The sequence below is a fragment of the Methyloversatilis thermotolerans genome, from assembly GCF_000372885.1.
Classification (GTDB): domain Bacteria; phylum Pseudomonadota; class Gammaproteobacteria; order Burkholderiales; family Rhodocyclaceae; genus Methyloversatilis; species Methyloversatilis thermotolerans.
Window position 1 is genome coordinate 2,645,351 of the sequence record NZ_KB889967.1, and the last position, 22,592, is coordinate 2,667,942.

General features: G+C 65.6%; 22 protein-coding genes. 5 read left to right on the plus strand and 17 right to left on the minus strand.

Translation table 11 applies throughout. The annotated features are described in order from the left end of the window. Positions 1-2 precede the first annotated feature (2 nt). On the plus strand, positions 3-911 hold the full coding sequence (locus A3Q7_RS0111780) for a DUF4394 domain-containing protein (protein WP_018412088.1): 909 nt from the start codon (positions 3-5) through the stop codon (positions 909-911). Positions 912-952: 41 nt separating this feature from the next. Here A3Q7_RS0111780 and A3Q7_RS0111785 read toward each other — a convergent pair whose 3' ends face one another. After that, positions 953-2,878, minus strand: a complete 1,926-nt coding sequence (locus A3Q7_RS0111785; protein WP_018412089.1) for a PAS domain-containing protein — start codon at positions 2,876-2,878, stop codon at positions 953-955. On the opposite strand from A3Q7_RS0111785, the gene A3Q7_RS0111790 reads away from it, so the two are divergent. The 3 genes from A3Q7_RS0111790 to A3Q7_RS20810 are packed head-to-tail and all read left to right on the plus strand — an operon-like array spanning position 2,877 to position 5,256. After that, positions 2,877-4,478 (plus strand): ATP-binding protein, encoded by a 1,602-nt coding sequence (locus A3Q7_RS0111790; RefSeq protein ID WP_018412090.1) that lies wholly within the window; start codon positions 2,877-2,879, stop codon positions 4,476-4,478. The two genes, A3Q7_RS0111785 and A3Q7_RS0111790, sit on opposite strands and share 2 nt — an antisense overlap. Next, complete coding sequence (narL, locus tag A3Q7_RS0111795; RefSeq protein ID WP_018412091.1) at positions 4,475-5,122, plus strand: two-component system response regulator NarL; 648 nt, start codon at positions 4,475-4,477, stop codon at positions 5,120-5,122. Before A3Q7_RS0111790 ends, narL begins: the two co-directional genes overlap by 4 nt. Then, positions 5,119-5,256 (plus strand): hypothetical protein, encoded by a 138-nt coding sequence (locus A3Q7_RS20810; protein WP_018412092.1) that lies wholly within the window; start codon positions 5,119-5,121, stop codon positions 5,254-5,256. Before narL ends, A3Q7_RS20810 begins: the two co-directional genes overlap by 4 nt. A gap of 86 nt (positions 5,257-5,342) precedes the next feature. On the opposite strand, the gene A3Q7_RS19840 is transcribed toward A3Q7_RS20810, so the two are convergent. From A3Q7_RS19840 to A3Q7_RS0111880, 16 genes are all read right to left on the minus strand, one after another. Further along, entirely contained in the window at positions 5,343-7,904 is a 2,562-nt protein-coding gene (locus tag A3Q7_RS19840) for a DUF3857 domain-containing protein (RefSeq protein WP_232417965.1), read from the minus strand. 478 nt (positions 7,905-8,382) lie between these two features. Then, positions 8,383-8,694 carry a hypothetical protein gene (locus A3Q7_RS0111810; protein ID WP_018412094.1) on the minus strand — a complete coding sequence of 104 codons (312 nt, stop codon included), beginning with the start codon at positions 8,692-8,694 and terminating at the stop codon, positions 8,383-8,385. Next, on the minus strand, positions 8,691-9,368 hold the full coding sequence (locus A3Q7_RS0111815) for a hypothetical protein (RefSeq protein ID WP_018412095.1): 678 nt from the start codon (positions 9,366-9,368) through the stop codon (positions 8,691-8,693). The genes A3Q7_RS0111810 and A3Q7_RS0111815 overlap by 4 nt, the downstream gene beginning before the upstream one ends. After that, positions 9,368-10,771 carry an APC family permease gene (locus A3Q7_RS0111820; protein ID WP_040570942.1) on the minus strand — a complete coding sequence of 468 codons (1,404 nt, stop codon included), beginning with the start codon at positions 10,769-10,771 and terminating at the stop codon, positions 9,368-9,370. Before A3Q7_RS0111820 ends, A3Q7_RS0111815 begins: the two co-directional genes overlap by 1 nt. A gap of 71 nt (positions 10,772-10,842) precedes the next feature. Further along, positions 10,843-10,983 (minus strand): hypothetical protein, encoded by a 141-nt coding sequence (locus A3Q7_RS20950; protein ID WP_018412097.1) that lies wholly within the window; start codon positions 10,981-10,983, stop codon positions 10,843-10,845. Between the two features lies 1 nt (position 10,984). Beyond that, on the minus strand, positions 10,985-11,386 hold the full coding sequence (locus tag A3Q7_RS0111830; protein ID WP_018412098.1) for a hypothetical protein: 402 nt from the start codon (positions 11,384-11,386) through the stop codon (positions 10,985-10,987). Positions 11,387-11,396: 10 nt separating this feature from the next. After that, on the minus strand, positions 11,397-11,753 hold the full coding sequence (locus A3Q7_RS0111835; protein ID WP_018412099.1) for a hypothetical protein: 357 nt from the start codon (positions 11,751-11,753) through the stop codon (positions 11,397-11,399). A 113-nt stretch (positions 11,754-11,866) separates the two neighbouring features. After that, on the minus strand, positions 11,867-12,196 hold the full coding sequence (locus A3Q7_RS0111840; protein WP_018412100.1) for a DMT family transporter: 330 nt from the start codon (positions 12,194-12,196) through the stop codon (positions 11,867-11,869). A gap of 28 nt (positions 12,197-12,224) precedes the next feature. Further along, entirely contained in the window at positions 12,225-13,559 is a 1,335-nt protein-coding gene (locus tag A3Q7_RS0111845) for an FMN-binding glutamate synthase family protein (protein WP_018412101.1), read from the minus strand. Positions 13,560-13,561: 2 nt separating this feature from the next. Next, complete coding sequence (locus A3Q7_RS0111850) at positions 13,562-14,254, minus strand: GltB/FmdC/FwdC-like GXGXG domain-containing protein (protein WP_018412102.1); 693 nt, start codon at positions 14,252-14,254, stop codon at positions 13,562-13,564. After that, positions 14,242-15,150 (minus strand): class II glutamine amidotransferase, encoded by a 909-nt coding sequence (locus A3Q7_RS0111855; RefSeq protein WP_026224746.1) that lies wholly within the window; start codon positions 15,148-15,150, stop codon positions 14,242-14,244. The genes A3Q7_RS0111850 and A3Q7_RS0111855 overlap by 13 nt, the downstream gene beginning before the upstream one ends. 29 nt (positions 15,151-15,179) lie before the next feature. Further along, positions 15,180-16,508 (minus strand): type III glutamate--ammonia ligase, encoded by a 1,329-nt coding sequence (glnT, locus tag A3Q7_RS0111860; protein WP_018412104.1) that lies wholly within the window; start codon positions 16,506-16,508, stop codon positions 15,180-15,182. 93 nt (positions 16,509-16,601) lie between these two features. Continuing rightward, positions 16,602-17,267 carry a hypothetical protein gene (locus A3Q7_RS0111865; protein WP_018412105.1) on the minus strand — a complete coding sequence of 222 codons (666 nt, stop codon included), beginning with the start codon at positions 17,265-17,267 and terminating at the stop codon, positions 16,602-16,604. Further along, the gene (locus tag A3Q7_RS0111870; protein WP_040570943.1) at positions 17,264-20,146 is read right to left on the minus strand and encodes a 2Fe-2S iron-sulfur cluster-binding protein; all 2,883 of its coding nucleotides are present in this window, start codon (positions 20,144-20,146) and stop codon (positions 17,264-17,266) included. The genes A3Q7_RS0111865 and A3Q7_RS0111870 overlap by 4 nt, the downstream gene beginning before the upstream one ends. 14 nt (positions 20,147-20,160) lie before the next feature. Beyond that, positions 20,161-20,418 (minus strand): sarcosine oxidase subunit delta, encoded by a 258-nt coding sequence (locus A3Q7_RS0111875; protein WP_018412107.1) that lies wholly within the window; start codon positions 20,416-20,418, stop codon positions 20,161-20,163. A gap of 32 nt (positions 20,419-20,450) precedes the next feature. Then, on the minus strand, positions 20,451-21,692 hold the full coding sequence (locus tag A3Q7_RS0111880; RefSeq protein WP_018412108.1) for an FAD-dependent oxidoreductase: 1,242 nt from the start codon (positions 21,690-21,692) through the stop codon (positions 20,451-20,453). Between the two features lie 207 nt (positions 21,693-21,899). Between A3Q7_RS0111880 and A3Q7_RS0111885 the strand changes: the two genes are divergently transcribed. Next, the gene (locus A3Q7_RS0111885; RefSeq protein ID WP_018412109.1) at positions 21,900-22,505 is read left to right on the plus strand and encodes a helix-turn-helix domain-containing protein; all 606 of its coding nucleotides are present in this window, start codon (positions 21,900-21,902) and stop codon (positions 22,503-22,505) included. Positions 22,506-22,592 lie beyond the last annotated feature (87 nt).

The window sequence follows — 22,592 nt, forward strand, 5'->3', positions numbered from 1 at the left end:
CGATGAGCCTGCCGACCGACCGGACTGTCCGCACCCGCGCCCTGCCCTGTGTTGCAGCGACCGCGCTGCTCGCCCTGTCGGGCTGCGGTGTGCTGCCGGAAGCGCAAGGCCCCCTGCGCAAACACACCGTTCGCGTGGTGACCGACAGCCATCATCTGCTCACCTTCAACGCCGGCCAGCCCGGCAACATACTGTCCGAGGTGCCGCTGCGCGGTCTGGCCGATGGCGAGGTCATACTGGGCATCGACTACCGGGTGTTCAAGGGCGACCTTTATGCGCTGGGCAGCAGCGGCCGCATCTACCTGGTGGACGTGCAGACCGGCCAGCTCCAGCCGGTCGGGCAGGACCGCTTCGCCATGCCGCTGCGCGGCCGCCGTTTCGGTTTCGATTTCAATCCGTCCGCCGACCGCATCCGCATCGTGTCCGACAGTGCGCAGAACCTGCGCGCGCATCCGGATAGCGGAGCACTGGTGGATTACGACCCCAGGATAGATGGACTGCAGGTGGATGGCTCACTGCATTATGCCGACGGAGACCCGAACGCCGGCCGTGCATCGCAGGTGATCGCCGCCGCCTACACCTATAACAAGGAAAATGAAAAGATCACCACCAATTTCGCGATCGATCTGGGGACAGGCGCGCTGGTGCGCCAGGGCTCGGTCGAAGGCGAAACGCCGGTGGTATCGCCCAACCTGGGCAAGCTGTACACGGTGGGGCCCCTGGGCCTGTCCGATCTGCTCGACGCACACTTCGACATTGCAGATCTCGACAACGCTGCGCTGGCGACATTTGTCAGCAACACGGACCGCCGCCCGCAGCTCTACGACATCGATCTCACCACCGGCAAGGCGAGCCGCATCGGCCACATCGGCAAGGGCGAAGGCATACGCGGAATGGCCATCGAACCCTGAAGCATGGGCGTCGGCGGGTACCGGCCGTTGGCGTATCGCGGCTACTCGTCGGCGAACTCGCAGTGGCCAGGCCCCAGTTCGGCTGCCTGGGTGGCGGCGCGGCGAGCAGCACCGAGCATGGCTTCGGCGCCGATGTAGCGCTGATCGCTGAGCGCGATGCCGACCGCGACCGGCACGGACACCTCGCGCCCGCCGATGGACAACGGCGCGGACAGTTCCTGTACCAGCCGCCCGGCGAGCTGGGATACCGCCGGGATGAGCTCGTTCGAGCCCGCGAGCGCACGTGCGGTTTCACCGGCGCGGAAATCGGTCAGCAGCACGACGAACTGGTAGTTGTCCAGATAGGACACGGCCGCGCCCGGGTAATTGACCGGCCGGAAGCGGCGCGCCACCGTGGCGAGCACCTGTTCCGCCGCCGCCTCTCCAGCCAGGGAACCGGGCCCGGCCACGCCGCTGGCCAGCACCTGTTCGGCCACTTCGCTGCCACGCACGGACACAGCGCTGGACAGGCCGCTCACATCCACCCACAGCAATGCGAAAGGAGGACCGCCGATCTGCGACTGATGCAGCGTCCACGCCAGCAGCGCATCGAATATGGCACGGCTGGTCATGCCGGTACGCGCCTCGAACCACATGCGGCGGCGCGCCTTTTCCTCGGCACCGCGCCGTTCGCTCACATTGGTGATGAAGCCTTCGATGGCCAGCAACTCGTCCTGTGACGAGAACACGCCGCGGCCCTGTTCCCACACCCACAGGTAGTTGCCGCTCACATCGGCGATGCGATAGGAAATCTGGTAGGGCTTGTGCTGCGCAAGATTGGCCTGCACCTGCGCCCACACGAACTCGCGATCATCGGGATGGATGAGACTGCCGAAGGCGATGCGGTGATTGTCCACCAGCTCCCAGGGTTCGTAGCCGATCAGGTCCATGCTGCCGTCGCTGACGAATTCCATGGTCCAGTCCGGATCGTTGCGGCCGCGGTACACCATGCCCGGCACATTGGCGAGCAGCGTGTTCAGGTAGCGGCGCGACGAACCCATGTCCTCGCCGCGCCGTCGCCGCGTCACTTCGGTGAGCGTGCCGAGCACGCCCACCAGATCGCCGCCCGGTTCGATGCAGCCCTGTGCCCGCAGCAGCACCCAGAACACCGTACCGCCACCATTGACCATGCGCACCTCGGTACCCAGATGATCGCTCTGCCCACCCGCCAGCGCGGCCAGCGACTTGTCGACCGCGTCGCGGTCCTCCGGATGCAGGGCCACCGACAGCGGCCGGCCGCGGCTGTCGGCGAGCGAACGGCCGGTCAGCCTCTCCCAGGCGCGATTGACGTAGACGATGCGACCTTCGGCATCGGCATGGAACAGCACGAGGTCGAGCTGGTCCAGCAGCGAGGTCATCGCACCCTCCGGCGCGTCGCGCGCCGGCGTCATCGTGGCGTCCGGACTGAACTGGATGAGCAGGCTGCCCGGCACCGAGGACAGCGGCGAAAGACTGGCCCGCATCTTCAGCGCGCTGCCGTCCGATCGCACCAGGCGCAGCACGTCGTCGGCGTCCGCGGCATCGGCGTTCCCGGCGCGCGCCAGCAGCGCCGCGAAGCGGCCGTGATCCACCGGATGCAGCAGATTGGTGAAAGGCAGGCCCACCACCTGATCGGCCTGGCCGCGGTAATTGAGCAGCGCGAGAAAGGCCTGGTTGGCGAAAGTGATCTGCTGACCCTGTATGGTGACCGAAGGCGAGGAAATGTTGTGGCACAGTTGACCGGCCCACTGCACCTGCTGCGCATTCGCTTCCGGGCGGTGCGGAGCGCCGACATACCAGGGCAGCCGGCGTGCCAGCACCAGCACCAGCAGGCCGGTCGCCGCCACAAAGGCGGGCAGGGCGACAACAGTATCGGCGCCATGCCACGATCCGACGACGGCAGCGAACAACAGCGCAAGCATCCAGGCTGAAAACACATACAGAGTCATGCTGATCCGTTCCTTCTTCGGCCCCGGTGGGCGCTTTCCCTTATACACCGGATTGGTGGCCACCCTCGCCGGCTGCGCGCTCGCCGCGCTGCTCAGCCTGTGGGGCAGCATAGAGATCGAGCGCCAGTTCGAGCAGGTGTTCGGCGCACTGGTCGACTCCTGTACCCAGTCCCCCGCAAATGCCGATCACGCCTGCGAGGCCTTCGCCCGAGTCGAGCGCACCCTTCTTGAACGCGTCGCCGTCATGCTCTTGCTGCAGGGCCTGTGCTGCGCCCTCATCGTTGCCGGCGCGGTACTCATCGCACAACGCGCCTTCCGCGTGCTGGTGCGGCGTACCGAAGCCGCGATGGCGCTGATGCCGGACGATGTTCGCACGCGCGGTCGCGACGAAATCGAGCGCCTGGTCGACACCCTGGCCGAAATGACCGCGCGCCAGGCCGGTTTCGAGGCGGAAGGACGCTGGCGACAACAGGTGAGCGGCGAGCAGTTGCGCCGGACCGGGCAGTCGCTGCAGACCCTGCACCGCGTCGCGCGCATGTTCACCGATGGCGATGTATCCGAATTCGGCCTGCGCGGCGCGCTGTCCATGCTGGAAGGCGCGCTCGGCGCACAGACCGCCGCGCTGTGCCTGAATGCGCCGGCGCGCCAGGCCCTGGGCACGGACAGCGCACTGTGCACGCATGGCGAACCGGCCCTGCTGGCGCAGATCAACCCCGATGGACCGGTACGCGACGCCACCGCCCGCGTCGTACCGGCGTCACCCGAATGCCCTCATCACACCTTGCTGGTGCCGGTGTGCCGCGGCAACGTATCGGTCGGCGCGCTGCTGCTGCAGTTTCCCGACAGCGCGCGCGTGGACGATCTGCAGGCGCATCTCGCCGAAAGCTTCGCCCATCTCGCCGCACTGGCCATTTCCAGCGTGAGCCGCAGCCAGGAGGAAAGACGGGTGGCGCTGATCGAGGAGCGCACCGCCATCGCGGGCGAACTGCACGACTCGCTCGCTCAGTCGCTGGCCTACATGAAGATACAGGTGGCGCAACTGCAGCGCGGGCTGGACCGTGAAAAGCATCCGACCGACGTCGCGCAGGCCGCACGCGAATTGCGCGAAGGCCTGAATGCCGCCTACCGCGAGGTGCGCGAACTGATCGCCGCTTTCCGCGTGCGCATGGGCGCCGGTGGATTGCTGTCCACGGTGCAGGACACGATAGACGAATTCGCGCAACGCAGCGGACTGGACATGAGTTTCGTGCACGACCTCGGTCGCTGCCACCTGGAGGTGAACGAGGAATTCCACGTGATGCAGGTCATCCGTGAAGCACTGTCCAACACCGTGCGGCATGCGCGCGCCTATCATGTGTGGGTGAGCATGAAATACGGACCGGAACACCGGCTGACCGTGGTGATCGACGACGACGGTCGCGGTCTCACCAGCCCCTATGCCGAAAGCAATCATTACGGTCTGAGCATCATGCGCGAACGCGCGCGTTCGCTGGGCGGCCAGGTGTCGGTCGTACACCGCCCCGGCGGCGGCACCCGCGTGCAGCTCGAATTCGCGCCACAGAAGCTGCCATCCGAACTGATGAGCGAAAGCCCGACATGAGCATACGCATACTGCTGATCGACGATCACCCGCTGTTCCGCAAGGGCGTGGCGCAACTGGTGCGCGCCGACGACGAACTGGAGCTGGCCGGCGAAACCGGCGACGGCGAAAGCGGCCTGGCGCTGGCGACGGAACTGTCGCCCGATCTGGTGCTGATAGACCTCAACATGAAAACCATGAATGGCATCGAAACCCTGCGCCGCATCAAGGCCGCGGGGGTCGCGGCGCGCTGCGTCATGCTCACCGTGTCGGACGACGAGCGCGACGTGCTCGACGCGATGAAAGCCGGTGCCGACGGCTATCTGCTGAAGGACATGGAGCCGGAGGAACTGTGCGCGCGCATCAAGCAGTCGGTGCGCGGCAACGTGGTGCTCGACGCCAGTGTGGCCGGCCTGCTCGCCAACGCCCTGAATGCCCCGCCCGCGGCCTCGCACAGCGACCTCACCGAACGCGAGCGCGAAATCCTCGGCCTGCTCGCCGACGGCCGCAGCAACAAGGAAATCGCACGCGAACTGGGCATTTCAGACGCCACGGTGAAGGTGCACATCAAGCACCTGCTGCGCAAGCTCAACATGAAAAGCCGGCTCGAAGCCGCGGTGTGGGCGCTGCAGAACCCGCAGTTCAGACAGGCGACCACCGGATGATGGCCGCCGCGCCGAAGGTGGCTGCATCCCGTCGCTGCATCGCCTGCACGGCGATCCGTCGCGCTCCCGTCATCGTGTCCGCGTACTTCCGGGATCCCGACCTCAATCTAATCGAGGTGTCGAACTACATCTGATGCCGGTACCCGCATGTGCGCCGGCGCACGGACAGGAGACCGCTGCGCGCGTCATCGCCGGCCGCGCTCATTGCCGCGTCCGGAAATCAGCCTCCCGATACAAGCGGAGCACCCGCTATCGGCTGATCCGGCACCGCAGGCGTGTCGGCGACGATGACCGGCGTGACGGCATCAGCCCGCAACCGTGTGCGGAACGTCGACTTCACGCGATCGGACATCAGCAGGTAGGCGGTCCAGACCGCGGCTCCGACGAACATGCCTGCAATCGTGGCAGGCGGTACGGCCTGCCCCTTGTCCGGCAGGATGATGCCCACCATCATGTCATCGAGAGTCATCAGCACGGGACTGAGCCATACGGTCACGATAATGACCCTCGGCGCGCTGCTGCGCCGCTTGAAGAACAGCACGGCAGCCAGCACCCATGCGGTGACCAGAGAGAGGTTTGCCAGGATTTCGTACAGCAGGAGGGGCGCCCACAGCGCATGGTAAGTCGGACTTCCCGGCTGCGTGAGCGCGTTCCAGTTCTGGATGGAGTAGCTGTCGACGATGGATGCGATCTGGATGCCCAGCTTGAGCGGCTGGAACAGCATGTGGATGGCGGGAAGGATGAGCCAGCCGCGCAGCCCCTGCAGCCCGGGAACGGGAGTGAAGTCGGGCGCAGGCGGATCGTAGCGATAAAGCCTGCGCGCGAGGAAGATCAGTGCAAGCGCCGAAAGAAGAGCGATCATCGCAATCGGCCAGTTCATCCGGTCACCCAGGCTCAGCTTGCTGACGTTCGTGTGCAGGAGGCTGTAAGCGGTGGCGCTCCGCGCACGATCGAGGCTGGCCACATACGTGACAAGTTGCTCGGGCGGGACATGGTCGCCATGCGTCCAGAGGCGGTCATGCAAGGTCAGTCTGCGCTCGCCGTACCGGATATCCCTCCGATAGGTGAAATGGGCATCCTTGACTTCATGCTGCTCGGGCGCGATGGACCAGTCGCCCGGCAGGGCGATGTCGGTCGTCGCATCAAGCTCGAAATTGGGCGCAAGCGGCAAGGGCGAATGGCGCGTCTGCGTCGCGGGCCTTCGCAGAAAATCGATCAGCTCCGGAACGATGACATCCACTTCGCGGCGGGCGCCGTGAGCGCTCTGCGCCCAGAAATCGGCAATCTCGTAGTGTTCGGTGGTCGTGATCCGGTTCCCGGCAATATCGTCACTGACTTCCATCGCGCGTACGACACGGATGCCGGGGTAGTAGCGCGCGTAGTAATTTAGATAGTTCTTCTGCACGTTGTCCGCGCTGTCACGGGCCAACTGAAGTCTCAGATCCTCTGCCAGAGCACCACTCACGCTGGTCGATACCGTATAGCGCACGGGCGCCTCCAGCCCCTCGCGCGCATCGATGGCGGTCACCACCCGCCGCGAGTGCATGCGTGTCCCCGCCATCGCGGTCAAGCCGGCGGTATCCGCCCGCAGCACAAGTGCGCGGCCGAAGTCCGGCTGATACAGCCGATCCAGCGACGCCAACTGGGTTGCCCGCGTCGGATCGACCCAGTAGGTCTTCCCGTCGATCGTGGCACGGACCAGTACGTGGTCAAACATCAGGTGAGACGGAAGGAAGCCCTCGATACCGCGTGAAAGCTGGGTACTGACCAATGCGGCGTCAGCCTGAATGCCCAGTCGGCGCAACAACGTGAGCAACAGCAGGGTCTTGCCCTTGCAGTCGCCGAATCCGCGCAGGAGCACCTCATCCGGCGAAGCCGGCTTCAGCGACGACACGCCGACCTGCACGCCGAAGTAGCGGACGTCGCGCTGCGCCAGTCGGAGCGACTCGGCGAGCCGGTCGGCCGCTCCGGTGTACTCGCGAGCTATCCTCGCCGCCCGCTGTTCCACCGCAGCGCCCGGTTGTGGCGGGGAACGGTATAGAGTCTCCCCCCATCGGGCGACATCGTTCCAGTTGGAGAAGCTGGTCCACTGGACCAGAGGATACGGAACGAACCACCCGGGCGCATCGCTCTCTACCGGCATCGCGGCAACCTTGCGCAAGGACCATACATATTCGGCCTGACCGTCGTGCATGGATTCCACCGGCGCCGGGCCACCGTTGCTGACCGTCCAGCGGAAACTGCGATCGGACGGCAAAAGCAGGCGCAGATGCTGATGTTCGACCGGAATACCGAAGGCAAGCTGCTGCATCCCCGCATCATGACGTCCCAGCGCGGGATGTCGCCCGGACAGGGTGTAGGCGTACTCGACGACGTCCCCGGTCCGCACATCGTTCAGCACAATGTGCGCGCTGACGCGCCCGTCGAGGGTGGCAAGGTCCAGGTCTTTCTCGCGCCTCAGTATCTCCACCCGTAACGATGCGCTCCGGTTCTGTGTCTGACCCTTGCGATGAACTCTGACGTCGTGCAGCCGGAGGGACTGATAGACCGGATCAAAACCGATCTCGATATTGGCGATCGAGGCGACACCCTGCTCATTCAGGGCCAGCGTCGCAATATGGACATAGGTGGATGTAGACGTCCCGTCCATACGGATCTGCCGGTCATGCAGAAGCACATGGCTGCCGCTCACGATCTGGTCGGCTGGGGTCTGCACATCCTGCGGCACAGCAACCGGCAGCACCCACGAAGGCGGCGCCGTCCTGACGTAATCCACGGCCATGACCGGGTGAAACAGTATCCACGACAGCAGAACATGCAACAGAAGCAGACCGGGAAGTCGCCGAATTGCACGCCGGTGCAGCCTGTATGGCTGGAACATGATTCCGGATTCCGTTTTAATGGTTATCGCATAGTCCGAACGATTGTCGCACAGGCCTCCTACCCCTCGATTGCGCTCACGACATGTCATGATTGTCGCGTTCTGGGATTCCTTCCCGAGATACCCGGAAGCCCGGCACCGGAAGTCTGGTAGCAGCGGCGTCCCGGGCGGTCCTTCCTGCGGGGATCCGACTCGAACGCCGGCACCGGTACATGTACGACGCCGACCTGACCGATCCATCGCACGCACCGAGGTGCATTGCTCGGAACAAGACATGGGACGCGCTCGCCGGCATAAAAAAAGAAGCCCGGGCGAGCGAGGAGTGCAGACCCGGGCGAAATGAAGGCCGCGGGGGCGACCTTCTCCAAGACAGTCGGACTCAGGCCATGCCAGCTCCGCTCGCCTGTCGCGCGCGCGCCAGCGCGTAGCGATAGCGTGCCCAGACGTAGGCATCCATCACCATGACCGCGTACACGAAAAAGCCGCCGGCATGGCGGCCGATGAAGGAATGCTCGGGCGTGGTGAGATGCCAGCTCACGACGCCCAGGCTCAGCGCGAAGAACAGCATGACCCAGGCGCGCACCTGCATGCCGTTGAGCACCTGGCCCATGCCGGGCAGCAGCAGCGCGGCAGCGAGCACGAAGAACGGGTGCGGTGGGCGCGACAGGGTCGGTGCGGTAGCGGATGTCATGCGGCCTTCTCCAGTTTCGTGACCTTCAGCGACGAGACGATGCACAGTGCGGCATCGAGCAGTGCTTGCAGCAGCGCCGGCTCTATCCGTGTTTCGTCCGGCAGCAGCGAGCGCAGCACCAGGTAGTGCGCGCGCTGCACACCACCGACGCGGAACACGATGCGCACGCCGCGCGGGCTCACCAGCAGCTCCTTGAACGAGGGCTGGTCGATCAGGCTGCCGGCCGCTTCGTGCAATGCATTCAGCGGCGGCCGCCAGCCGGCCGGGCTCACCTTGGCGATCTGGTGAACCGGCCAGTCGGCGGGCAGATCGATGCGCTCGTCCATGCTGTCCGAGGCCGACCAGAATTCGATGTTCTGTGGCCGCATCAGCAGGTCGAAGCTGCCTTGGACGGGCAGCGGCGTGCGCAGCGTCACCGACAGCCACAGCGACGGCAACTTGCGGTAGCCGACGTGGTCGAGCAGGGCCTGCAGCTCGAACTGTGCACCGCGGTAGCGACCGCTCAGGCGCGGGTACTCGGCGCCCGAATCGGCCACCGCGACGGCGTCGAACATGCCGGCACAGTGATCGAACAGCGCCGCTCGTTCGTCGCGGAAGCGCCTCTGCGTGCGCCGGTGCCACCATGCGAACAGTCCGCTGCCGAACAGCAGCGCCGCGATTGTCGCGACCGTCATCAGTAGCCCTTCGGCCGCGGCCACGGCATCGTGAATTGTTCGCCGCGCTTCACGTAGCGGTAACGCCTCAGCACGAACCAGATCGACACCAGGATGTAGAAGGCCATGATGGACAGCAGCGAGGTGCCATAGCCCAGATAGGTGGCGAAGTAGGTGGCAGCGCACAGCAGGCCGAGCACGATGCAGGGCAGCGGGTGATAGGGGTGCACATAGCCGCGCTCTATCGATCCGAGCGGCCACAGCCGCCTGAAGCGCACGATGTTGAAGGACATGAAGGTGTAGCCCAGCAGCCCCGACAGGATGGAGAAGGTGATCACCTGGTCGAGCAGGCCGGTGAACGCGAAGGACACCGCAATCGGGATCAGGAACAGGATGGCTCGGTACGGCGTGCGATAGCGCGGATGCACGGCGCCGAACCAGTGCGGCATGTAGCGGTCGCGCGCCATCGAGAACCAGGCGCGCGAGGCGTCGTTGATGCAGCCATTGGCCGACGCGACCGCGGCGAACAGCGTGCCGATGAACAGCAGCACCTCGAGTTCGGTACTGCCCATCAGGCGCGCCGCGTCGTACAGCGGTGTGGTGGCCTGGCCGAGGTATTCCCACGGGATGAGGCCGGAGCACACATACCAGGTGAGCGAGGCGGCGATCAGCAGCGTCATCATGCCGCCCATGGTGCCGAGCGGGATCGAACGCCCCGCCGACCTCACTTCTTCCGCCGCCTGGCAGGTGCCTTCGATGCCGAGGTAGTACCACATGCCGAACTGCAGTGCGGCGAGCACGCCTATCCAGCCGTAGGGCAGGTCGACCAGCAGTTCGCGATGCAGCAGCACGCTGCCGCCGCCACCGATGCCGGTGGCGCCAAGAAAGAGCACGACGATGGCGACGAAGGCGAAGGCGGTGATGACGAAGTTCACGGTCAGCGTCATGAACACGCCGCGGTAGTTGAGCCAGGCGAGCAACGCGATGGTGAGCACCACGAAAGGTCTGGGGTCAAGCTCGGCACCATACTGCGCGGCCACCGCCTTCAGCAGGTCGCCCACCACCAGGGCGTCGGCCGCTTCGAGCATGGTGTAGGCCATCACCAGGTAGAGCCCGACATTGAAGGCCATCAGCGGGCCGATGATGTGCTTGGCCTGGGTGTACTGGCCGCCCGCCGCCGCGACCGTGGAGGTCACCTCGGAATCGATCATGGCCACGCAGGTATAGAGCAGGCCGATCACCCAGCAGGCGATCAGCGCGCCGTAGGCGCCGCCCTTGGCCACCGAGAAATTCCAGCCCATGTACTCGCCGACCAGCACGATGCCCACGCCCAGCGCCCACACATGCACCGGGCCGAGCACCTTGAGCAAGGCGATCTTCTCCCGCTTGCCGCTTGCTGCAGTTGCCGCAGTTGTTGTTCCCATCTTGTTCTCCATGTCACGCGCACGCCCTTGTGCGCGAACTCCGGCGCGCATGCGCGCCGGCGATCAGGGTTTCATTCCTCGCCTTCGCGCGAACTGAGCAGGAAGTCCTCGCCATAGGTGGTGCTGACGAAGCGCGCGTCCACCAGCATCCAGCCGATCAGCACGAAAGACAGCGCCCACGCGGCGTATTCCAGTGCGGTCCAGATATCCATGTCACTCCTCCCTGCCGGTACGCCGGCCGAATCGTTCGTTGATCACCTCGCGGTATTCGCGATCGGACACGCGCAGCACGAAGAAGAAATAGGCGACGATGACCGCGACGGTCAGCCCGAGCGACCACGGCTCGATGTCATAGCTGAACTTGCGCGTCACGATGGGCTCCGCGGTTTCCGGCGTGTGTCCCAGCTTCTCCCACTGCGCCTGCATGGTCGGGTTCTGCTGCAGCGCCTGCCAGGTCGCGGCCGGCTTCTGCTCCGGCTCGGCCGATTCGGCGGCCGTACCGCCCAGCAGCAGTGGCGCGAGCAGGCTCAGGTACACCAGCGCCAGCACGACCAGCGCGTCCACGAACTGTCCCAGCCCCTTCTGTACCGGGGGCCGATATGCCTTGTCATCCATGCCGGTCTCCTCAGGCGACGTCGACGTGGGCCGGACGCAATGCCGCCCGGCGCGCGCGTGCGCGGTGCAGATCCAGGTGATGGATGTCCAGTCCGTAGATGTGGTCGCGGTCCTCGTCGTAGTGACGCAGCATGGCGAACACCGAAGCGCTGTTGAAGGCGAGTACGAGGACGCCGGACACGGTCAGCACGAGGCCGACGGACGAAGAGAGGAAGCCGTGTGGCACGGCGAAGTAGATATAGACGAGCGACAGCCAGAGCCCGGCGAGCATGCCGAGTGCCATGGCCCGGTCGCGGCCGAACATGCGGCGCATGCGCCGTTCAAGCTGCGGGTCCTGGGGGGTGTGGGTGCTTTTGCCGTGATCCATCGGAATCTCCTCCGTTATCGGTCATTTATGAATGGATGCAGTTCAGCAGCAGTGGTGTTGTACGGGATTCAGGTCGTCGGTCGTTCTCCTGTCGGTGAATGGATGGGGAAGGGTCAGGCGTTCGATTTCGAGAACAACTGGATCACGCCGACACCGGCCACGATGAGCGCGATGCCCAGAAGCGCCGGCAGGTCGAGCTTCTGGCCGAAGGCGAACAGGCCGATGATGGAAATGGCGACGATGCCCACGCCGGACCACACCGCGTAGGCCACGCCGATCGGGATGGTGCGCAAGGACATCGACATGAGCGAAAACGCGATCACATAGCCGATCACGGTCGCGACCAGCGGCAGCGGGCGTGACAGGCCCTCGACCTGCTTGAGGGCGCTCGTTGCGATGACTTCCGCAACGATGGCGCCCAGCAGGTAGAGCCAGCCTGTCATGCCTGCCGCACCCAGGTCATGGTGTGGCTCAGTAGCCCTGCTGACCGGGCACCCAGCTCGTGCCGGCCAGCGGCACGCGCGCCATCGCGGCCGCTTCCACCGTCAGCGCGACCAGGTCTTCCGGCTCCAGGTTGAGCAGGTGGGACTTGCCGCAGGCGCGGGCGATCACCTGCGCTTCCATGGTCATGACCGACAGGTAGTTGGCCAGACGGCGGCCCGCCTTGACCGGGTCGAGACGCTTGGACAGTTCGGGATCCTGGGTGGTGATGCCCGCCGGATCACGACCTTCGTGCCAGTCGTCGTAGGCGCCCGCCGTGGTGCCCAGCTTGCGGTACTCCTCTTCCAGGTGCGGATCGTTGTCGCCCAGCGCGATCAGCGCGGCAGTGCCGATGGCCACCGCATCGGCACCCAGCGCGAGCGCCTTGGCCACGTCGGCGCCATTGCGGATGCCGCCGGACACGATGAGCTGCACCTTGCGATGCAGACCGAGGTCCTGCAGCGCCTGCACCGCCGGACGGATGGCCGCCAGGATGGGAATGCCCACATGTTCGATGAACACTTCCTGCGTCGCGGCGGTACCGCCCTGCATCCCGTCCAGCACCACCACGTCGGCACCCGCCTTGACCGCCAGCGCCACGTCGAAATAGGGACGCGTGGCGCCGACCTTCACGTAGATGGGCTTTTCCCAGTCGGTGATTTCACGCAGTTCCTGGATCTTGATCTCCAGATCGTCCGGTCCGGTCCAGTCCGGGTGGCGGCAGGCCGAGCGCTGGTCGATGCCTTCCGGCAGGCAGCGCATCTTGGCCACGCGCGGGCTGATCTTCTGGCCCAGCAGCATGCCGCCGCCGCCCGGCTTGGCGCCCTGCCCGACCACCACCTCGATGGCGTCGGCGCGGCGCAGGTCGTTCGGATTCATGCCATAGCGCGACGGCAGGTACTGATACACCAGAATCTTGGACTGGCCGCGCTCTTCCGGCGTCATGCCGCCGTCGCCGGTGGTGGTGCTGGTGCCGACCTGGCTGGCGCCGCGGCCGAGCGCTTCCTTGGCCTGCGCCGACAGCGCGCCGAAGCTCATGCCGGCGATGGTGACCGGCGTCTTCAGATGGATGGGCTTCTTGGCGAAGCGGGTGCCGAGCACGACATCGGTACCGCACTTCTCGCGATAGCCTTCCAGCGGGTAGCGGCTGACCGACGCGCCGAGGAACAGCAGGTCGTCGAAGTGCGGCAGCTTGCGCTTGGCACCGCCACCGCGGATGTCATAGATGCCGGTCGCCGCCGCGCGGCGGATTTCCGACATGGTGTAAGGATCGAATGTGGCCGAGAAACGCGGCTGCGTCTGCGGAATGCTCTTGTTGTCGCTCATGATCAGTATGCTCCCGCGTTATCGACATGGAAGTTGTAGAGCGTGCGCGCCGAACCGTACAGCTTGAAGCTGTCGACGCTCACATCCTTGTGACCGGCACGCGCCAGCAGGTCGGCGAGTATCTTCTTCTCGGCGTCGCCCATGGTCTTTTCCTCGCAGTCGGCGCCCAGGCTCTTCACCTTGCCACGCACGAAGATGCGCGCTTCGTAGATCGAGTCGCCCAGCGCCTCGCCGGCATCGCCGAGAATGACCAGATTGCCCGCCTGCGCCATGAAGGCCGAGAAGCTGCCCACCGAGCCGCCGACCACGATGTCCGCGCCCTTCAGCGAAATGCCGCAGCGCAGGCCGGCGTCGCCGTCGATCACCAGCAGGCCGCCCTGGGCGGTCGCGCCGGCGGCGTTGGAGGCGAAGCCCTTCACATGCACCGAGCCGCTCATCATGTTCTCGGCCACACCGGTGCCGGCGCTGCCGGTGATGGTGACGCGCGCAAGCTGGTTCATGCCGGCCGCGTAGTAGCCGGCATGGCCGTCGATCTCGACCTCGACATCGGCGTTCAGACCGGCGGCGATCGCGTGCTTGCCATCCGGCTGGGTGATGCTCACCTTGCTCACCTTGCTCGCGAGGTCCGCGCCGTGCAGGAACTGGTTGACCTCGCGCAGCGCGGTCTGGGACAGATCGAAACTCAGGCTTTCCATACGTACATCTCCTCGGGACCGGGCTCGAACACCTTGGCATCGCGGATGCCGGGCAGGTGCGCCAGGGAACGGAATTCGGACGCGATCGCGACGTAGTCGTCGTGCTCGGCCACCACGGCAGGCTTGCAGGCGAACGGATCGCGCACCAGCGCGAGCTGGTCGGACGTGGCCATCAGCAGCGTATAGAAGCCGTCCAGCTCCTTGAACGCGTGGTCCAGCGCCTGGTGCAGCGTGTCGCCTTCGCCGAGGCGCCACTCGATGTAGCGGCAGGCGGCCTCGGTGTCGTTGTCGGTTTCGAAGTGGATGCCGAGCGGCTCCAGCTTGCGGCGCAGACCGGCGGCATTGGACAGCGAACCGTTGTGGATCAGGCAGAAGTCCTCGCCGGCGGTGAAGGGGTGAGCGCGGTCGGCGGTGATGGCCGACTCGGTCGCCATGCGGGTGTGCGCCACCACGTGGGTGCCCTTCAGCGACTTGAAGTCATAGCGGTCGGCGACTTCGGCCGGCGTGCCCACATCCTTGAACACGCTGATCGAGCGGCCGGTGGACAACAGGTGCAGCCTGGGGTGATGTTCCTTGATCCAGTGGCGCGCCGCTTCCGGCTCGCCACTGACCGTGAGCACGGCGTGATTGCCGCGCGCCTGCACCCGGGCGTCGATCACCAGATGCTCGCGCAGGCCATGCACCAGCCCGTTCCAGTCGAAATCCTCACCGGCCTCGGTGAAGCCGGAATAGATGCTGATCTTGCGGTGATCGACATCCACGGTGTCGTTGAACACCGCCAGACCCGCCGAATCGGGACCGCGTTCGGTCATGCCGATCAGCATGGGCATCATCAGTTCGCCGAGCTGCTCGCGCAGCGCCGGCTTCTTGACCAGCAAACCCACAATTCCACACATGATTCAGTTCTCCGTACGTGTGTTCGTCTTCAGAAGAATTCGAGGTAGCTGCTCACTTCCCAGTCGGAAACGTGACGCATGTACTCGACCCATTCCATATGCTTGAGGCGCAGGAACTCGTCGGCCACCGGGCCGAGCGCGGCGCGTATCACCTCATCCTTTTCCAGAGCGACCAGCGCTTCGTGCAGGTTCTGCGGCAGCACGCGGATGCCGGCCGCATCGAGCTGGGCCTGGCTGTAGTCGTACAGGTTGTCGTTGTTGGGCTTGCCCGGATCCAGTTCGTTGAGCACGCCATCCATGCCGGCGGCGATCACCGCCGCGGTGGCCAGATAGGGGTTGCACGACGCATCGGGCAGACGAAGTTCCAGACGGCCGCCCGGGCTGCGGATCATGCCGCTGCGGTTGTTGCCGCCGTAGCAGATGTAGGCCGGTGCCCAGGTCGCGCCGGTCAGCGAACGACCGACCACCAGGCGCTTGTACGAATTGACGGTCGGGCAGCAGATCGCGGCCAGCGCGCCGGCATGCTTGAGCAGGCCGGCCGCCCAGTGATAGGCCAGCCGTGACAGGGCCAGGCCGTTCTTGTCCGACGTGTCCTCGAACAGATTGCTCTTGCCGTCGCCGATGCTCATGTGCATGTGCAGGCCGTTGCCCGGACGATTGGAGAAGGGCTTGGGCATGAAGGAGCAGATCAGCCCGAGGTCGGCGGCGATCTCCGCGGCACCCATCTTGAAAAAGACGTAGTGGTCGCAACTGGTCAGCGCATCGGTATAGGTGTAGTTGATCTCGAACTGGCCGTTCGCGTCCTCATGGTCGATCTGATAGACGTCGATGCCGACCGAACGCAGCGATTCGGCGAGGCGCTCGAGGAAGACACGCGCCCGCGACAGCCCCTTGTAGTCATAGCAGGGCTTGGCCAGCGTGTCGCCGGAATCGGCCGGAACGATCTTGCCTTCGATCTTGCGCAGCAGGGAGAACTCGGGTTCGAGACCGGTGTAGAGGGTCCATCCGCGCGCGCTGATCTGTTCAAGCTGCTTCTTCAGCACCACGCGCGAATCGTATTCATGCGGCTTGCCATGTACATGGCCGTCGCAGGCCATGCGGGCATAACCGGGCTGCCAGGGCACCAGACTCAGCGTGGACGCATCACCCACCGCCATGTAGTCGGCGTCGACATTGGGCTGCATGCCCATGCCCCAGATCGCGAACCCGGCAAAGCCGGCGCCATCGGTGATGACCGTGTTGTAGTGCTCGACCGGTACCGACTTGGTCTTGGCCGAGCCGTGGATGTCCACGAACTGGGCAAGGATGTATTTGACCTCTTTGTCCTGCAGGAACTTCTGTGCTTCGCTGGGTGACATCTTGCTTCTCCCTGTACGTCCGCTACGTTTCGTCTGACCCAAGCCGCTGCCGCGGCATCCCCTTTTCTTGTGCCGCCGGGACGGCCCCGTTCCTCAAACCTGCGCGATGCGGCCCAGCGCGTCCAGCCCCACTTCCCCGCCACCCAGATCGCGTGCCACCTCGACCAGCGTGCTCCACAGATAGCTGCCGTAGGTGCCGTCGCACCACAGGCGGTAGCGCAGTCCGTCGCTGCCATTGAGCGCGATCGCGGTGATGCCGACACCGACCATGGATGTCATGGCCACTGTCTGCGCCTGCGGCGACAAGGTCGCGAAATCGAAGGCGCAGGTCTGACGGGTCAGTTCCAGCGCCTCACGCCCGGCGATCACCAGCGACGCGTCGAAGCGCGGCACCGGGTACACGCCGTGCGAGGGTGCGGTCGCCTGCATGCGCGCGGCGTGACCGCCGCCCGGCACGTCCTCGACCAGGAATTCGGTCATGCCCAGCCGCAGCACCAGCGTGCCGTCCGGCATGCGCAGCCAGCTGTTCGGCCGCTCGGGCGTTTCAATGCCGAGCGACTTCAGCCAGGCCGCCGCCCCCGTTCCCTTCACACCTGCGCGGCGCCGGAAGCTGAGGTCGCCGATGCCCACCTGATGCAGGTGGGCGGCGTCGCCCGGACCGAAGGCCGCCACGCTCTGCATGCCCTCCGGCTGGGTCCATTTGCTCGCCTGGCTCCGCTGCGCGTCGAGCAGCGGGCTCACACGGACGGGGGCGCTCATGCGATCTCCTTCTGGCGTTCGTCTTTCGGGTCGAAGAAAGGCGTGTCGCAGACCTCGGCATTGACCGTGCCACCGTCGCTCAGCCGTATCGTGAAGGGGGTGCCGACGGCCGCCATGTCGGGCGGCAGGAAGGCCAGGCCGATGTAGCGCCCGACATGCGGGCTCCAGGAAATGCTGGTGACGCGTCCGGCGATGTCGCCATCGCGTATCACCAGATGGCATTCCTTCGGCGCCTCGCCACTGTGGTTCTCGGCCAGGCGGAAGCCGACCAGCTTGCGCTTGAGCGGCATGGTGCGCAGGATCTGCAACGAGCGCTTGCCGGTGAAGAACAGCTTGTCGAACTTCACCGCCCAGTCCATGCCCACCTCGAACGGATGGGTCAGGCCGTCGGTATCCTGGCTGACGATGAGGTGGCCCTTCTCCAGACGCAGCAGGCGCTGCGCCTCCACGCCGAAGGGGCCGATGCCGGACGCCTCGCCGGCCTTCATCAGCGCATCCCACAGCGTGGGCCCGTACTCGGCGGGCACATGGATTTCGTAACCCCACTCGCCAACGAAGCCGACACGCATCATGCGCACCGGAATGCCGGCCACCGTGCCGCAGCGTATCGCCAGGTAGGGGAAGGCGGCGGACGACAGATCCATGTCGGTGAGCTGCGACAGCACCTTGCGCGAGGCCGGACCGGCGAGGTTCATCGCCGAATAGGCGCCGGTCAGGTTCACCAGGCCGCAGTCCAGCTTCCATTCGGTGTTCAGCCGCGACAGTTCGCGATACACCGTCGCCGCGCCGGAACTGGTGGTGGTGAAGTAGAAGACGTCGTCCGCGATGCGCGCCACCACGCCTTCGTCGCTCAGCACGCCGGATTCGTCGCACATGACGGCGTAGCGCGTGGCGCCCACCTTCATGTTGTCGTAACGACCGGTGTAGCAACGGTTCAGGAACTCGGCCGCCTGCGGGCCGCGCACCTCGAGCTTGCCCAGCGTACCGACGTCGATCAGGCCGACCGCGGTGCGCACGCGGCGCGCCTCCTCGCGGATGCAGTCGATGCGCGACTTGCCGCCGACCGCGTAGTACTCAGGCCGCAGCCATGCGCCGGCCTGCATGAACACGGCGCCGTGCGCCGCGTGCCGGCCGTGCAGCGGCGACAGCCGCTGCGGGCTGAAGCCGCGTCCGGCCAGATGGGACAGCGGCACCGGGTGGAAGAAGGGTCGCGCGGTGGTGGTACCCACCTGCTGCGGCGACTTGCCGGTCAGCCGCGCCAGGATGCGCAGCGCCGTCATGTTGGAATGCTTGCCCTGGCTCGGCCCCATGCCCACGGTGGAGAAGCGCTTGAGCAGTTCGATGTTGTCGTAGCCCTCCTGCACCGCGTTCTCGAAGTCCTTCACCTGCAGGTCCTCGTCGAAATCGACGAAGTTCTTGCCATCCGGATGCGGCACGATGGGCCAGGCCAGCGAAGGTGCTTCGGCTTCCGGCGGTACGCCCACCGGCGCGGCCTCGCCGAGACCGGCATGGGCCGCAGCGGCCAGACCGGCGCGCACGCCGTCGGCCATGCGCGACTCGAAGGTGTAGACGCCGTTGCTGCGGCCGCAGGCGAACACGCCTTCCGGCAACTGATCCGGTACGAACTGCTGCAGCAGATCGTCGAAGCGCATGCGGGTGCCGGCCTGGTACAGCAGGTTCATGGTCGGCGACCAACCGGTGCTCATCGCCACGCCGTCGCAGGCGATGCGGCGCTCGCTGCCGGCGACCGGGCGACCGCTGCCATCCAGCTTCACCAGCGTGACGCCGGCCAGTTCGCCGCGACCATCGGGGTGCGCTTCCTGGATGGCATGGCCTGCCAGCGGCTCGATGCCGCGCGCCTTCAGGGCATCGACCAGCGGCGAAGCGGGCACGCTGGCACGCATGTCGACCACCGCCTCGACGCGGGCACCGGCCGCCATCAGGTCGAGCGCGACGCGGTAGCCATCGGCATTGCCGGCCAGCACGACAGCGCTGTCGCATGGCCGCAGGGCGTAGCGATAGATCAGGCGCTGCATGGCCGAGCCATTCATCACGCCCGGCAGATCGTTGTTGCGGAACACCGAAGGCTGTTCGAACGCACCGCTGGCGACGATGACCGACTTCGCGCGCATCTTGGTCATGCGCTCGCGGTCGATCAGCGGCACCCACTGGTCGGCATAGTAGCCCGCGGCGTACGTGCCCTCGAGCAGACGGATGTTGTCGTGTGCGCGCACGCGGGCCAACAGCGAGCGCGTCGCATCGGCGCGCGCGGTGTCGCCGCCGAGCTGGTACAGGCCACTGCCGCCAGCGCGCGCGTTCTCGTCGCAGATCGCCACACGGGCACCGGCGTCGGCGGCCGCCAGCGCGGCCGACAGACCCGACGGTCCGGCGCCGATCACCAGCACATCGCAGAAGTCATAGCGCTTGGGAGTACGGATGTGCGGCGTCGAGAAATCGAGCACACCCAGGCCGGTGACACGGCGGAACATCCTTTCCCACAGCGGGAACAGGCGCTTGTTGTGGAAGGCCTTGTAGTAGAAGCCCACCGGCAGGAAGCGCGACAGCCTGTTCAGGTGCCGCGCACGGTCATTGGCCAGTCCGCCGAAGGTATTGACCGCGCTCAGGTCCATCCCCTCGCGCACCTCGACCACGTCGCCGCGGGTATTGAGCCTCTGGCCGTCCTGCACCATCACATTCACGTCGTGATTGGCGGCGCTCAGGATGCCGCGCGGACGGTGGTACTTGAAGCTGCGCCCCAGCGTGCGCTGGCCGGCCGCCCACAGCGCGCTCGAAATGCTGTCGCCGGCAAAGCCTTCGAAAGAGCGCCCTTCGAAACGGAAGCGGACGACACGGCTGCGATCCAGCCATTCATCGGGCATCACAGACAGGCGCTTCACTTGTCGTCTCCATGCAGATAGGTGCGCAGAACCTTGTCCTTCTCGGTGTCGCGTTCGGCGATGAACCAGGTGTTGGAGGGCGTATGGCACCACCACTCCTTCTTCACGCCCGGCGCGCCATTGCGGTTGAACACGTAGTCGGCCCAGCGGTCGTCGGTGCAGGTGTTCGCATCCGGCGCGGGACGGATTTCGCCCCAGTACACGAACTCGGATATCGGGCGCGTGCCGTTGATCGGGCAGGTCATCAGTTTCATTCGTCGATGTCCTCTTTGCTCGGTAGGTCCGCTCAGTGCCCGACGCTGGCCGCGCCCTTCTCGCCGGTCAGCGAGTAGTTGCGGAAGCGGTCGAGGGAGAAGCCGGTGATCAGTTCGTGCGGCTTGTCGTTCACCGCGGTCCAGGCCATGGTCTTGCCGCACACCGGCGTCGCCTTGAAGCCCCAGGTGCCCCAGCCGGAGTCGAGATAGAAGCCCTCGACCGGGGTCAGCCCCATGATGGGCGCGAAGTCGGGCGTCATGTCGGCCATGCCGGCCCATTGCCGCACCACCTTGGTGTGCGACAGGAAGGGGAACATGTCGAGCAGATGCGCCGCCAGCCCTTCCGGGAAATCCAGCGTGGAGCGCGTCGAATGCACTTCGTACGGGTCGAGCGAGGCACCCATCACCAGCTCGCCGCGCGCACTCTGGCTCACATAGATGTGCAGGCTGCCGGACACCAGGATGGAATCGAGCCAGGGCTTCATCGGCTCGCTCACCATGGCCTGCAGCGGATGGATGTAGATCGGCGTGCGCACGCCCACCATGTCGGTGATGCGCGGCGTCGAGCCGGCGACCGCGCAGATCACCTTGCCGGTCGAAATGAAGCCGCGCGAGGTATGCACGCCGACCACCTTGCCGCCCTTCACCTCGATGCCGGTGACCGCGGTCTGCTGGTGGATTTCCACGCCGCGCATGTCGGCGCCGCGGCCATAGCCCCAGGCCACCGCATCGTGACGCGCAACCGCGCCCGGCGCGTGGTACAGCGCACCCATGATGGGCGCGTGGCCGCCGCAAGACAGGTCGATCTGCGGGGTGGAACGCTTCACCTCCTCCGGCCCCACCACTTCGGACGCGATGCCGTAGTGCTTGTTCACCTCGGCGCGCCAGCGCATGGTGCGCATCGCCGAATCGGTGTGCGCCAGCGTGAAGTGGCCACGCGTGGAGTAGAACAGGTTGAGATCGAATTCGGTGGACAGGTCCTGGTAGAGCTGCACCGACTTGTCGTAGAACTTGACGCCTTCCGGCGTCAGGTAGTTGGAGCGGATGATGGTGGTATTGCGACCGGTATTGCCGCCGCCGATGTAGCCCTTCTCGAGCACCGCGACATTGGTGATGCCATGGTCGCGGGCCAGGTAGTAGGCGCTGGCGAGGCCGTGACCGCCGCCGCCGATGATCACCACGTCGTACGAAGACTTGAGCGTGTCGTGAGCCGTGAACATGCGCGGTTCAGGGTGCTTTTTCGACAGGCCGAATCGCAAGAGGCGCCAGGGCATGAGCTTTCCTGTAGTCCAGTCAGATGAAGTGTCGCCCGTCCGAACACACCGATTCGTTATGGACAACTTTTTTTCTAATCATGAACCTTTTTTCAGGCAAGTCAACTTAAATTCTCGTGATGAAACACGTCGTGTGAAATAATCTCGACCATGCTTGGCACGGCTCCACCGCCGGAGCCGCCATGCCATACAGGAGCCGACACAGGAATGAGTGCGCAGGAAAGCGTCACCGAAGGCGAACTCGAGCGCTACCTCGGCAACACCATCCGCGAATTGCGGCGGGCGCATGGGCTGACCATTGCCGACATTTCGGAAAAGGCCGACATCAGCCGCGGCATGCTGTCGCGCATCGAGAATGGCCAGACCGCCACCAGCCTGGACGCGCTGTCGCGCATCGCGCGCGCATTGGGCGTATCGCTGTCGGCGCTGTTCAAGAACTACCAGACGGAAGGCGAAGGCGCGCAGCTCATCAAGGCCGGCGAAAGCATGGAAGTGGCGCGCCGCGGCACGCGTGCCGGCCATATCTACAATCTGCTGTCCTATCACCAGGGGCCGACCAAACGCTTCGAGCCCTTCCTGATCACCATAGACCAGGACCAGCCGCCCTACCCGGTGTTCGAGCATCCGGGCACGGAATTCATCTACATGCTGGAAGGCTGCATCGAATATCGCCACGGCAAGACGGTGTATGAACTGCGGCCGGGCGATGCGCTCACCTTCGACGGCAATGTGCCGCACGGCCCGGAAAAGCTGGTCGAAGTACCCATCCGCTTCCTTTCCATCACCATCTATCCCGAGCAGGGGCACGAGTAAGCCCCGCGCAAGCCGCATCGCGGCCAGAGGCCGCTCCCACAAAAGCTCGCCCAAACCACCATAGGACCCCGGTTTCGTGGGAGCGGG

Coding starts and splice junctions, on each gene's coding strand:
- A3Q7_RS0111870 (WP_040570943.1), bottom strand. CDS start 20,146: ATGCCCGATGAATGGCTGGATCGCAGCCGTGTCGTCCGCTTCCGTTTC.
- A3Q7_RS0111880 (WP_018412108.1), bottom strand. CDS start 21,692: ATGCCCTGGCGCCTCTTGCGATTCGGCCTGTCGAAAAAGCACCCTGAA.
- A3Q7_RS20810 (WP_018412092.1), top strand. CDS start 5,119: ATGATGGCCGCCGCGCCGAAGGTGGCTGCATCCCGTCGCTGCATCGCC.
- A3Q7_RS0111835 (WP_018412099.1), bottom strand. CDS start 11,753: ATGGATCACGGCAAAAGCACCCACACCCCCCAGGACCCGCAGCTTGAA.
- glnT (WP_018412104.1), bottom strand. CDS start 16,508: ATGTCACCCAGCGAAGCACAGAAGTTCCTGCAGGACAAAGAGGTCAAA.
- A3Q7_RS20950 (WP_018412097.1), bottom strand. CDS start 10,983: ATGGATATCTGGACCGCACTGGAATACGCCGCGTGGGCGCTGTCTTTC.
- A3Q7_RS0111875 (WP_018412107.1), bottom strand. CDS start 20,418: ATGAAACTGATGACCTGCCCGATCAACGGCACGCGCCCGATATCCGAG.
- A3Q7_RS0111855 (WP_026224746.1), bottom strand. CDS start 15,150: ATGTGTGGAATTGTGGGTTTGCTGGTCAAGAAGCCGGCGCTGCGCGAG.
- A3Q7_RS0111865 (WP_018412105.1), bottom strand. CDS start 17,267: ATGAGCGCCCCCGTCCGTGTGAGCCCGCTGCTCGACGCGCAGCGGAGC.
- A3Q7_RS0111850 (WP_018412102.1), bottom strand. CDS start 14,254: ATGGAAAGCCTGAGTTTCGATCTGTCCCAGACCGCGCTGCGCGAGGTC.
- A3Q7_RS0111790 (WP_018412090.1), top strand. CDS start 2,877: ATGCTGATCCGTTCCTTCTTCGGCCCCGGTGGGCGCTTTCCCTTATAC.
- A3Q7_RS0111885 (WP_018412109.1), top strand. CDS start 21,900: ATGAGTGCGCAGGAAAGCGTCACCGAAGGCGAACTCGAGCGCTACCTC.
- A3Q7_RS0111820 (WP_040570942.1), bottom strand. CDS start 10,771: ATGGGAACAACAACTGCGGCAACTGCAGCAAGCGGCAAGCGGGAGAAG.
- A3Q7_RS0111815 (WP_018412095.1), bottom strand. CDS start 9,368: ATGACGGTCGCGACAATCGCGGCGCTGCTGTTCGGCAGCGGACTGTTC.
- narL (WP_018412091.1), top strand. CDS start 4,475: ATGAGCATACGCATACTGCTGATCGACGATCACCCGCTGTTCCGCAAG.
- A3Q7_RS0111830 (WP_018412098.1), bottom strand. CDS start 11,386: ATGGATGACAAGGCATATCGGCCCCCGGTACAGAAGGGGCTGGGACAG.
- A3Q7_RS0111785 (WP_018412089.1), bottom strand. CDS start 2,878: ATGACTCTGTATGTGTTTTCAGCCTGGATGCTTGCGCTGTTGTTCGCT.
- A3Q7_RS0111845 (WP_018412101.1), bottom strand. CDS start 13,559: ATGAGCGACAACAAGAGCATTCCGCAGACGCAGCCGCGTTTCTCGGCC.
- A3Q7_RS0111810 (WP_018412094.1), bottom strand. CDS start 8,694: ATGACATCCGCTACCGCACCGACCCTGTCGCGCCCACCGCACCCGTTC.
- A3Q7_RS0111780 (WP_018412088.1), top strand. CDS start 3: ATGAGCCTGCCGACCGACCGGACTGTCCGCACCCGCGCCCTGCCCTGT.
- A3Q7_RS0111840 (WP_018412100.1), bottom strand. CDS start 12,196: ATGACAGGCTGGCTCTACCTGCTGGGCGCCATCGTTGCGGAAGTCATC.
- A3Q7_RS19840 (WP_232417965.1), bottom strand. CDS start 7,904: ATGGCCGTGGATTACGTCAGGACGGCGCCGCCTTCGTGGGTGCTGCCG.